General features: G+C 41.9%; 11 protein-coding genes and 1 tRNA gene. 11 read left to right on the top strand and 1 reads right to left on the bottom strand.

Annotated elements, in window-relative coordinates; translation table 11 throughout:
• Window positions 1-218 precede the first annotated feature (218 nt).
• The 9 genes from KGY70_11210 to KGY70_11170 all read left to right on the top strand — a co-directional run bounded on the left by KGY70_11210 (window position 219) and on the right by KGY70_11170 (window position 8,563).
• Window positions 219-491, top strand: a complete 273-nt coding sequence (locus KGY70_11210; protein MBS3775748.1) for an aminotransferase class I/II-fold pyridoxal phosphate-dependent enzyme — start codon at window positions 219-221, stop codon at window positions 489-491.
• A 122-nt stretch (window positions 492-613) separates the two neighbouring features.
• On the top strand, window positions 614-2,137 hold the full coding sequence (locus KGY70_11205) for a GH3 auxin-responsive promoter family protein (protein ID MBS3775747.1): 1,524 nt from the start codon (window positions 614-616) through the stop codon (window positions 2,135-2,137).
• A gap of 526 nt (window positions 2,138-2,663) precedes the next feature.
• Window positions 2,664-3,434 (top strand): hypothetical protein, encoded by a 771-nt coding sequence (locus tag KGY70_11200; protein MBS3775746.1) that lies wholly within the window; start codon window positions 2,664-2,666, stop codon window positions 3,432-3,434.
• 20 nt (window positions 3,435-3,454) lie between these two features.
• Window positions 3,455-3,703, top strand: a complete 249-nt coding sequence (locus KGY70_11195) for a hypothetical protein (GenBank protein MBS3775745.1) — start codon at window positions 3,455-3,457, stop codon at window positions 3,701-3,703.
• A gap of 15 nt (window positions 3,704-3,718) precedes the next feature.
• Complete coding sequence (locus KGY70_11190) at window positions 3,719-4,333, top strand: deoxynucleoside kinase (GenBank protein ID MBS3775744.1); 615 nt, start codon at window positions 3,719-3,721, stop codon at window positions 4,331-4,333.
• 172 nt (window positions 4,334-4,505) lie between these two features.
• Entirely contained in the window at window positions 4,506-5,255 is a 750-nt protein-coding gene (locus KGY70_11185; GenBank protein MBS3775743.1) for a hypothetical protein, read from the top strand.
• Window positions 5,256-5,262: 7 nt separating this feature from the next.
• Window positions 5,263-5,808: an RNA polymerase sigma factor gene (locus tag KGY70_11180; GenBank protein MBS3775742.1), complete on the top strand. Its 546-nt coding sequence runs from the start codon at window positions 5,263-5,265 to the stop codon at window positions 5,806-5,808.
• Window positions 5,809-5,814: 6 nt separating this feature from the next.
• A complete protein-coding gene (locus KGY70_11175) occupies window positions 5,815-7,230 on the top strand; it encodes a hypothetical protein (protein ID MBS3775741.1) in 1,416 nt (471 codons plus the stop codon).
• Between the two features lie 388 nt (window positions 7,231-7,618).
• Window positions 7,619-8,563: a DUF4382 domain-containing protein gene (locus KGY70_11170; protein MBS3775740.1), complete on the top strand. Its 945-nt coding sequence runs from the start codon at window positions 7,619-7,621 to the stop codon at window positions 8,561-8,563.
• Between the two features lie 99 nt (window positions 8,564-8,662).
• Here the strand turns inward: KGY70_11170 and KGY70_11165 are convergent, their stop codons facing one another.
• Window positions 8,663-9,043 (bottom strand): hypothetical protein, encoded by a 381-nt coding sequence (locus KGY70_11165; GenBank protein MBS3775739.1) that lies wholly within the window; start codon window positions 9,041-9,043, stop codon window positions 8,663-8,665.
• Window positions 9,044-9,210: 167 nt separating this feature from the next.
• On the opposite strand from KGY70_11165, the gene KGY70_11160 reads away from it, so the two are divergent.
• A complete protein-coding gene (locus KGY70_11160) occupies window positions 9,211-10,113 on the top strand; it encodes a DUF4382 domain-containing protein (GenBank protein ID MBS3775738.1) in 903 nt (300 codons plus the stop codon).
• 230 nt (window positions 10,114-10,343) lie between these two features.
• A tRNA-Asn gene (locus KGY70_11155) sits at window positions 10,344-10,417 on the top strand.
• Window positions 10,418-10,502 lie beyond the last annotated feature (85 nt).

Below are 10,502 nucleotides of genomic sequence, written 5' to 3'. Positions count from 1 at the left end.
ACTGGACTTTTACTATCTGCATAATCCGGGCATGGGACATATCAAATCATTCGAAATATTAAAAGAAACCTTTCGTTAGACATTTTTCCAAATGCAGAATGCCTTTTGATAAAGCACTTAAAATTATTGATGAAAATTTGAAGGCATCCGTTTAAAGAGATTTTTCAGGAATGAATAATTTGTACCTTTACGCGCATTTTTATTAAAACAACACGGGAATGTTTGGAAATAAACTTCAAGACTCCAGAAGAAGTATCGTAGTTTCCTCCTTTGGAAAGTTGTTTAACATCCCCGGATGGAAAATCGGATATTGTATCGCCCCTGAAAAATATACCGGAGAGATCAGAAGAACCCATACATTTCAGATCAATTCCGTGAATACCCCTTTTCAATATGCTTTGGCCGATTATCTGAAAGAAGGGATCAACGTAAACGCCATAAAAGAAAAGTATGAACTGAAAAGATCACTAATAAATCCGCTTATTAAATAATACACCATACCGGTAAAACCGTTGAAATAAACAGCCGGGTATTGTGGATATATTTTAATCCAAACATTCACCGTTCAAATTTTTATCCATATATTTGGCTACTCAGTAAATAAAAAAGAACCATGCAAATTGTCAATTCACTAGTTAACTGGCTCAACGTTAAAAGGATGTATCAAATTGAACTGTTCAAAAAACATCCTGTGGATTTGCAACAAGAACAACTGTTCAAGCTGATAAACAAGGCCGAAGATACAGAATGGGGAAAGAAATACGATTATCGGTCTGTTGAGAGCATCCGGGATTTTCAAAAGCGGGTGCCGGTGAGCCGGTATGAAGATATGAGGCCATATATTGACCGGTTACTGGAAGGAGAAAAGGATGTCCTGTGGCCAGGATTCATCAGGTGGTTTGCCAAATCCTCCGGTACTACCAGTGATAAAAGCAAATTCATTCCCGTAAGCAAAGAATCTCTGGAAAACTGCCATTTTAGGGGCGGAAAGGACACTCTGGCTATTTATTTTTCCAATCATCCCGAAAGCCGGCTTTATTCAGGCAAGGGACTGACACTTGGAGGAAGCCAGCAGATCAACAAGATCAACAACAAGAGCTTTTATGGCGATCTCTCTGCCATTTTGATTGGCAACGCACCGTTCTGGACCCACCTTGTCAAAACCCCGCGCCAGGATATTGCCCTGATGGCCGAATGGGAAGAAAAGCTGGAAAAGATCACTGAAACGACCATCAGGGAGAACATTACCAATATCAACGGCGTACCCTCATGGATGCTTGTTTTACTCAAGCACATACTGAAAAAAACCGGGAAAGACAATATACTGGAAGTGTGGCCGGACCTGGAGTTGTTTGTCCACGGGGGAGTGAGCTTTGGCCCTTACCAGGAGCATTTCAGAAAGCTGATCCCTTCGGACAATGTGCAGTATATGGAAGTTTACAATGCATCGGAAGGATTTTTTGCCATCCAGGATTCCCCGACACAAAAAGACATGCTCTTAATGCTTGATTATGGTGTATTTTACGAATTTATTCCTATGGATGAGCTGGATAAAGAGCACCCTGAGGCCCTTACCCTGGATGAAGTAGAAACGGGTAAAAATTATGCCCTCGTTATATCTACCAACGGTGGCCTGTGGAGGTATATGATAGGCGACACCATTCAGTTTACCAGCCTGTATCCGCACAAAATCAAAATAACGGGAAGAACCAAACATTTCATCAATGCTTTCGGAGAGGAAGTTATCATTGACAATGCCGAAAATGCCCTTAAATCTGCCTGCAACGAAACAGGAGCGATAATCAGGGAATATACGGGAGCACCTGTTTATATGGGAACCGAGTCCAAGGGCAAACATGAATGGATGATAGAATTCGATCAGGAACCGGGCGATCTGGAAAAATTCAAAAATTCGCTGGATAAGACCCTGCAAAACCTCAATTCGGACTACGAAGCCAAAAGATATAAAGACATCACACTGGAGGCCCCAATTGTTCATAAGGCCAAACCAGGACTCTTCTATCAATGGATGAAAAAAAGAGGCAAACTGGGAGGACAGAATAAAGTTCCCAGATTATCCAATGATCGAAAATATATAGATGACCTGCTGGAGCTGAATAAGCAAATGGGAGCATGATAACCGGGTGCGGGAAACAGTATAGATGTATAATAAGCTTCAAACAACAAATTACAAATTACAAATACCTGCCCCGACCGGCAGGCGGGGAACTCCAATATTCAATTTTTCAATGAACCAAACACCCAGGCTAAAGTTATTAATTTCATATTTTAGGCGCTTACTTTTTATTTGCTTGCATTTTTTGGCAGAAAATGAAAATCTAATATCCCTGCCTAGTGGGCAGGCAGGTAATTTCTAATTTCGAAATTCTAAACAATGTCAAATGACCAAACGAAGAAATTTCAAAACGAACCAATATGCAAAGAGCACTCATGAAAATCTTCGGTTCTGTTTTGACTAAGTTTAATATTCATCAGTCTAACAGTTTATTAAAAAACTAAATTTCAAATCGATTTATATATCAAATTTACAAACTTTGCTTGTATTACCATGGAACCCGCATGTTACACGTGTTTTTGTTTTGAAGGTAATTGCATGCGGTTTTTTTTGAAGAATTATGATTAAGGCGTTTATACATGGTATAATGTTTATATCCATTTCTGTGATGTGTCAAAGCATCTCAGGTCAGCCTGTCGAATCCCTTAAGCTGGAGGGGGAAAAGTTTTCTGTGGATCTCATGGGCAATGTATATTGGACTCATGACCAAACCCTGATCAAATATCAGCCGGAGACGGGTGAACAATATGAATATTCCGACAACTTTCTCGGGCCGGTCCATTCCTTTGATGTATCCAATCCTTTAAAAATACTCGTTTATCATAAGGCTTTCAACCACATCGTATTTCTTGATAAAACCCTTTCACCCATTCGTTCGGCAGTTAACCTGGATGAAATGGGGCTGACAAACACCGGCTCATCTTGCATATCACACAATGGAGGTTTCTGGCTGCTGAACAGTACCATCAACCAGATTCAGCTTTATTCCCCGAATCTGGAATTAATACAAGAAACTTCGGTGATAAATGAATTGGATGAATCCCAGAATCCGGCACCGCAGCTCATTGAAAAAAACAGGCAATTGTATTGTCATCTGCCAGACTGCTGCACCCTGGTTTTTGACCGTTTTGGAAATCTGATCCGCCGGTATGCTTTAAAAAATGTGGATAACATTCAAATTCTCAACGGAAATATTTATTATTTTTACGACGGCTCGTTGAACAGACTGCACTGGAAAAAAGGTGAAAGCGAGGAGGTAACGCTTCCAAAAAGCAGCGATTACTGGGATGATGCGAAAATCGGCAAACAATATCTGTATCTGCTCAAAAAACAAACGCTATATATCTACAACAGATAAACCCTTAAAACGCTGAATCCGTGAAAAAGAAAAAGAAAAAGAAACAAAAGGACGAAAAGCTGAAACGCATCCACCAAAAATCCATATTGTTCAACAGTAAAGAGCTCAATGCCATCAATCATTATTGCAGGAAATACAAGATAAAAAACCAGTCAAAGTTCATGAGGGAAACCATCATCTATACCATTCTTAAAAAGTTTGATGAAGATTATCCTTCTCTTTTCGAAGATCAGCCCGATTCGGTGATGGAATCAAAAAATAATTCTTAAAACACACTTTCAATGATGCATATAGCAATAGCAGGAAATATCGGATCGGGTAAAACCACGCTGGCAGGTTTGCTGGCTAAACATTACGGTTGGGAAGCACATTACGAAAAAGTAGACGAAAACCCCTATCTGAATGATTTTTATGAAGACATGCAACGCTGGTCATTCAATCTGCAGATCTATTTCCTGAACACCCGGTTCAATCACATTTTAAAAATAAAGAATTCAGACAAGACGGTCATCCAGGACAGAACCATATACGAAGATGCCCATATTTTTGCACCCAATCTTCATTCCATGGGACTGATGTCGACCCGTGACTTTGAAACCTATTTCTCTCTTTTCAACCTGATAACCTCCCTGATCGAACCACCCGACCTGGTACTTTATCTGAAGGCTTCAGTACCTACCCTGGTCAATCAGATCCAGAAAAGGGGGAGGGAATACGAAAACAACATCCGGCTGGATTACCTTAAGAAGCTTAACGAAAGATACGACGCATGGATAGAGAGCTACAACCTCGGCAAATTACTGACCATTAATGTGGATGACCTCAACTTTTCCGAAAATAAAGAAGATCTGAGAAAAGTGATCGATAAAATCGATGCCGAAATACACGGATTGTTTTAGCCTGCATTAGAAAAACCGGCTTTTTTGCGAAATTTATTGAAGCAAAAAGCCAGGTTTTTCAATAGCGTCAGAATTATTCAAGAATAATTCGGGTTAGTAAAAAATCATACTGCTTTACAACTTTTTGAATGTTTGACTCGTCTTTGTAACAAAGGCAGGTAACTTTACGTATATGAAACGTATTATATTAATCGGATTATTAATGGTTTTGGCCACTGGATTTCATTCCTGCACGGAAGATGAATTCCTGGAGCCTACCACTGTTGATTTGAAAATAAAAATGGTTAACACCAAACCTTTTGATAACATACCGGTACAGGGAGTCACTCCATCTATGGAATTCAGTGAAGGCAGCTTTCAAATTACCGGTTTAGAATTTGACGGCAAAAGGGAAAATAACGACGATTATTATTTTTTCAGGGAATTTGATAACCTTGTAGCCGATCTTTCTGACAATTCATTAAACCAAGAGATCACTTTTGATATTCCCCGGGGAAGTTATAAGCCCATTAAAATCACATTGCACACGAACCGGCCGGATAGTTTACCGGGCTTGCAATTAAAGGGAAAATGGAAAAGACAAATGAACAGACCCGGACCCGGTAATCAGGGACCTGAAGAAATACCGGTAGAATTCAATTTTTTTCAAGACAGTGATGGAGCACCACTTAACCCATTTACACTGAAAAATGAAGCAGGAGACCAACAAATCGTATTTGACGGAGATAACTGGAATACTTTGGAAATAAGGATTAATTTGGCTGAATTGTTTAGCCAAGATATTGGTGATATTCTTGATGGGGCAAAAATTCAGGGGCAGGGTAATAAACAAAAAATCATTATATCACCAGATTACAATGAAGGAATACATTCTAGCCTTGAATACAGGGTGGAAAGGTCAATCAAGGCTGTGATCAAATAGCATTACAATGGAGGAACGGGAATTATACAGTGACTCTGAACTGGTTCAGGGTTGCCGGAATAATGACAGGAGATACCAGGAACTGCTGTACAGGAAATATGCCAAAAAAATGTATGGCATTTGCATGAGCTATGCAAAAGACAGAAACATGGCGCAGGAAATCCTTCAGGATGGATTCGTAAAGGTATTCAAAAAGATCGATTCCTTTAAGGAACAAGGTTCCCTGGAAGGCTGGATCAGGAGGATCATTACCAACACTGCGCTGGATCATCTGCGCCAGAAATCAAAATTGTATGAGTTCATTGACGACAACAGGAAAGTGGAGGAAGAAAGGCTGGACAATTCCATACTGGATAAAATCAATGCCGATGGAATTTTTAACATGATCGGGCAGTTGCCCGAAGGGGCCAAGGCAGTATTTAACCTGTATGCCGTCGAAGGCTATTCGCACAAAGAGATAGCGGAAAAACTGGAAATCACGGAAGGCACTTCCAAATCGCAGTTTAAAAGGGCAAGAAACCTGTTGAAAACCTTGTTGAGGGATCTTTATTAAAAAACCATGAAAGACAAAGAATTTTACAAGTGGTACAAAAGGATGATCGAGAACAATCCCGAGCATCCTCCCGCAAGCGTCTGGGAGGAAATTGAGCGTGGATTGGACCGGGATCTCTTCAACTGGTATAAAGAAAGCATAGAAGACAACAGCGAGGAACCACCGCAGCAAGTTTGGGAAAACATAGAAGACCGGCTTGACGAAAACCTGTACCAGTGGTATGGCCAGGGTATAACCCAAAATGCGGAAGAGCCCCCGGAAGAGGTATGGAACAACATACAGGACGATCTGGATATCGAGGATAGCTGGGAGCACATCTCGGAAAAACTGGATCAAAACACAGGGAAACGAAGGAAACTTATTTTCTATGCCGCTGCTGCAGCCCTGCTTGCTTTCCTGGTACTTCAGGTATTCTCCCCGTTTGAAAAAGATTTGCCTTTCTCAGACACCCAACAGGAATATGTTTCCGGGCAGGACAATGGTGGCCGGGTTGGGCCGGAAGAAGGAGGAATTCCCGCAGCAGATTCGGCAGCCGGACCACAGGAGCAAATGGCCGGGGACATTGAGCCAACCACCGGACAAGCAGAAGAAGCACAAGCTGAAAAGATTGTAGCAGAAAAAGAACCGTCAGCAGAAAAACCCGAAAAGGAAAGGGAACTGCTCGCCCGATCCGAACAGCCTACAATGAACAAAAAGAGTCCGGAAACCATAAGATTTCAGGTTGCCTCCGATGCGGATCTCAGAACCATGACGCAATCCCGTATGGATTTTCCAACTGCTGCCAAAGAAGAAGAACCACAAACGGATCAAAAAGCCAGGTATTATGTAGGAATGACCGGCGAAATGGGACAGTCATGGCTGCTGAGCCAAAAGACCCTTTACAGCATCCGGAAGTCACCTTACAGCACTGCCTCCCCCAACCACGGCCGTTCATTCGGGATAGTAGGAGGGATCAAATTCAATGACCGCCTTTCAGTCCAACTGGAAGGGATGATACAAAATGAAAGCGGACAAAACTACAGGGAATACCTCGACGGACAGGTGATCAACAATCAGATTTATCTGGATTATAGCTCCCTGGATATTATGGGAAGGTATCAAATACTTCAGCACAATTTTCCATTTCCCCTCTCCCATCATGCTGTTCTCGGATTATACGGCAGTTATCTGAAAAATGCCCGGCAGAAACTGGACGGCAACATCGAAAACCTTCGCTCTGCCTATAAAAATTATGATTTTGGCGTCATACTGGGTTATGAATTCGATACCCGATTGTCCCCGGATTTTATTATAACTACAGGCTTTCGCGTGGATCCCGGATTCATCAACATCTATGAAGGCGTTCCCAACCTTCCCGCCGACCTTAACAGAACCTACAGCTCATCAATAAAGCTCAATATCTCATTAAAATACAACCTATAGTTACAGGGATTATTTTCCAGTAAACAACAGATTTATCCCTACCGCAGCTTTAGCTGCAAACAAAATTCATTGTCTTTATTCAATTCAACAAAACTTTGCTAAAAAACCAGCATTAGAGGGTGATAGCATAACCATTTACCTGGCCAAAAAGCAAATACCTTTGACTCTGGCACAGGCTGATCGCCTCCCTTTTCAAGGGAGGTAAGGGAGGGTACGCTAACGTATTGGTTTCATATTAATGTTGGCATTAATCTGCCGGATCTTTAAATCAATAAGGTTCCAATATTTCTTTTCCGGAAATTTTTTTACATACCCATTCCCACCTTTTATCCTTTATGTTCGTCTTACTAATGAAATTCAACAAGTAAAACCAAAAACAAATAAAACCATGAAAATTAAAGCTTCTATTTTAATTGCATTGATTGCACTTTTTGCAGCCTTCACCGGTTGCGAGGAAGAAGGTGAAAACCTTGGGCAATCCGGAACGGTTAAGTTGTCTTTAACCGACGCGCCGGTTGATGACGCAAGTATCACAGGCGTATATATCACCATTACAGGAATACAATATCACAAACAACAAAAAGACTGGGAAACCATTGAATTTGAAGAGCCTCAGACGCACAACCTGTTGGAACTGCAGGACAGCATCAGCGTATTGCTGGGCGATTTTGAAATGGAAGCCGGTCAGTACAATCAACTGCGCTTCATGCTGGACGCTGCTGAGAGGGGTCAGGGACAAGGCCAGGGTCAGGGCCGGAGTCAAGGAGGACCTCAGGCTACTCCCGGATGTTATCTTGAATACGAAGACGGTACTACACAGGATTTATTTGTACCCAGTGGCGGACAAACCGGTTACAAAGCAACCGGTGCATTCAGAGTGCCTTCCAATGGCACGGTGGAACTTACAGCCGATTTTGATGCAAGAAAATCTGTCGTGAAAGCCGGAAAAAGCGGAATGTATATCCTTAAGCCAACCATCCGGCTGATCACCGATAACGAGGCAGGAGCCATTGCAGGTGCAGTATCCAATATACCGGAAGATGCAGGCGATATTACGATCTATGCTTATGAAGATGGAGAATACACTGATGAAGAAGCAGCAGAGCCTGCTGATGAGGAAAACCGGTTCCCGAATGCCGTCTCCAGCAGCAAAGTTTGTGAAGAAAATCGGTACAGGCTTTCCTGGCTGGCTCCAATGGTCTATGATCTGATTGTAGTCCACTCCGACAATGGTGAATTCATTGAAGTCCTCGGCATTTTAGAAGATGTAGAGGTAGCAGGTCGCGAGACAGAAAATCAACCGATAGATATTGAAGAGCTTTCCTCTCTATAAACCCGTATCCTCAAAAAAACCGGGGCATCGATTGATGTCCCGGTTTTTTGTTTTTCATACCCTTTCTGTTATCAATTCTCAATTTCTCCTGGATCATTCTTACCGCAGCTTTTTTAGCTGCAAAGAAATTTCCCATAACCTATTGACAGGTATCGTTCTCAAAATTAAGGAATCAATCTTTTTAGATGCCCTTTCAGACCCTGCTGATTTTAGCCCCCTGTTGCCGGTATTTTGCCAGGGCACCCCGTCTGACCGGTTCCCGGATATAAAGACTAACATAAATAGAGGCGAAAAATATTGACCATCAGGAAAATTTTCTTGTTCTGCACCGGTCGGACGGGTTGGTGATGGCAGCGAAAGAGCAGGCCTATGGTAAGTTAAGCCAAAAGCCAATTCAATTACAGATAAATGTTCTCTATGTACTCTGTGGTTCAAGAATATTAACCAAATAACTTTTAAAATCGTCTCAAAGAAAGCCAAGACTCTTTCAAATCTATTTGACTTTATGGACAAACACTAAACAAAACAAGATTTTTAGAAGTGATAGCAATCATAAGGTAAAAATTTTCCAGTTCCATTCCCACCCTTTGATCTATATCCACGTCTTTCTTAAAAGAATTATTAACAAACCATAAATTTTAAATGTTATGAAAACAAAAATTTCAATTCTCAGTGCTTTAATCGTGCTTTTCGCATTATTTTCAGGATGCGAAGAAGACACCGGAGAAACCGGAACTGTAGCGCTTTCTATTACCGATGCGCCTCTGGATAATGACAACATTGAAGGCGTGTGGATCAAAGTGAACGGCCTGGAGTATCATACTCAGGACAGTGGATGGAAAACATTCGAAGGCTACGAAGGCCCGAAGGAATTCAATCTGCTTGAGCTAACCGACGGAGTGAAGGAAATGCTCGGAACCTTTGAGATGGAAGCAGGCCAGTACAATCAGTTGCGCTTTTTGATGGACATACCTGATATGGGTGATGGTAGACCTTCCAATCCAGGATGCTACCTAATGATTAACGGTGAAAAAGAACCGTTGTTCGTTCCCAGCGGAGGGCAGAGTGGTTACAAGGCAGTTGGTGCCTTCCAGGTACCCTCCAACGGAACTGTAGAGCTCACAGCCGACTGGGATGCACGGAAAGCTGTTGTGAAAGCAGGTGCCACAGACAGGTATATCCTTCGTCCAACCATCCGGCTCATTGCTGACAATCAAGCAGGCACCATCTCCGGCGGAATTAGCAGCATCCCGGATGATGCCAGCGACATTGCCGTTTATGCCTACGAAGATAATGTAGATGAGGGAGATATTGATGATGAAGCAGCCGAACCAACAGATGAGGAAAACCGTTTCCCCAATGCTGTTACCAGCGACGTGGCAGATGAGGAGGGCAATTACCAGTTAAATTGGCTGGCACCCATCACTTACGACCTGGTTGTTGTCAAACAGGTAAACGGCGAATTCGACCAGGTACTTGGTATTGTGGAAGATGTAAAGGTAGAAAGCAAAAGCAATACCCCTGAGTCTATAGACATTTCAGAACTTTAGACATTTCAGACTTTTCCATCCAATAGACCCGTATCCTCTATTAAGAAAGAACCGGCCATGACTTGGGCCGGTTCTTTTTTTGGTTTTTGGTAACCGCCCATAATAAGAAAACGCATCAAACGTATAATAAATGAAACGCAAAAAAAATTTCAAAAAAGATATTGCATAATTCATAAAAAGCTATTACTTTTGCTCTCTGTTAAAACGAAGCGGATCTTTCAAATATAAATTCCTCAGTAGCTCAGTTGGTTAGAGCACCTGACTGTTAATCAGGGGGTCGTCAGTTCGAGTCTGACCTGGGGAGCTTCAAAGATAAGGAGTTGCAAGATGAGGTTGCAGCTCCTTTTTTTATTGCATACTATATAGAAATGAGATTTGGATGATCTTTC

The organism is Bacteroidales bacterium (genome assembly GCA_018334875.1).
Taxonomy (GTDB): Bacteria; Bacteroidota; Bacteroidia; order Bacteroidales; family UBA12077; genus JAGXLC01.
The sequence above is the reverse complement of the archived record's forward strand: the minus strand, read 5'-3'. Positions and strand labels throughout refer to the sequence as shown.

Bases quoted from the DNA above. Each gene is read 5' to 3' on its own strand.
- KGY70_11170 (MBS3775740.1), top strand. From the start codon at position 7,619: ATGAAAATTAAAGCTTCTATTTTAATTGCATTGATTGCACTTTTTGCA.
- KGY70_11190 (MBS3775744.1), top strand. From the start codon at position 3,719: ATGCATATAGCAATAGCAGGAAATATCGGATCGGGTAAAACCACGCTG.
- KGY70_11180 (MBS3775742.1), top strand. From the start codon at position 5,263: ATGGAGGAACGGGAATTATACAGTGACTCTGAACTGGTTCAGGGTTGC.
- KGY70_11205 (MBS3775747.1), top strand. From the start codon at position 614: ATGCAAATTGTCAATTCACTAGTTAACTGGCTCAACGTTAAAAGGATG.
- KGY70_11200 (MBS3775746.1), top strand. From the start codon at position 2,664: ATGTTTATATCCATTTCTGTGATGTGTCAAAGCATCTCAGGTCAGCCT.
- KGY70_11160 (MBS3775738.1), top strand. From the start codon at position 9,211: ATGAAAACAAAAATTTCAATTCTCAGTGCTTTAATCGTGCTTTTCGCA.
- KGY70_11185 (MBS3775743.1), top strand. From the start codon at position 4,506: ATGAAACGTATTATATTAATCGGATTATTAATGGTTTTGGCCACTGGA.
- KGY70_11210 (MBS3775748.1), top strand. From the start codon at position 219: ATGTTTGGAAATAAACTTCAAGACTCCAGAAGAAGTATCGTAGTTTCC.
- KGY70_11175 (MBS3775741.1), top strand. From the start codon at position 5,815: ATGAAAGACAAAGAATTTTACAAGTGGTACAAAAGGATGATCGAGAAC.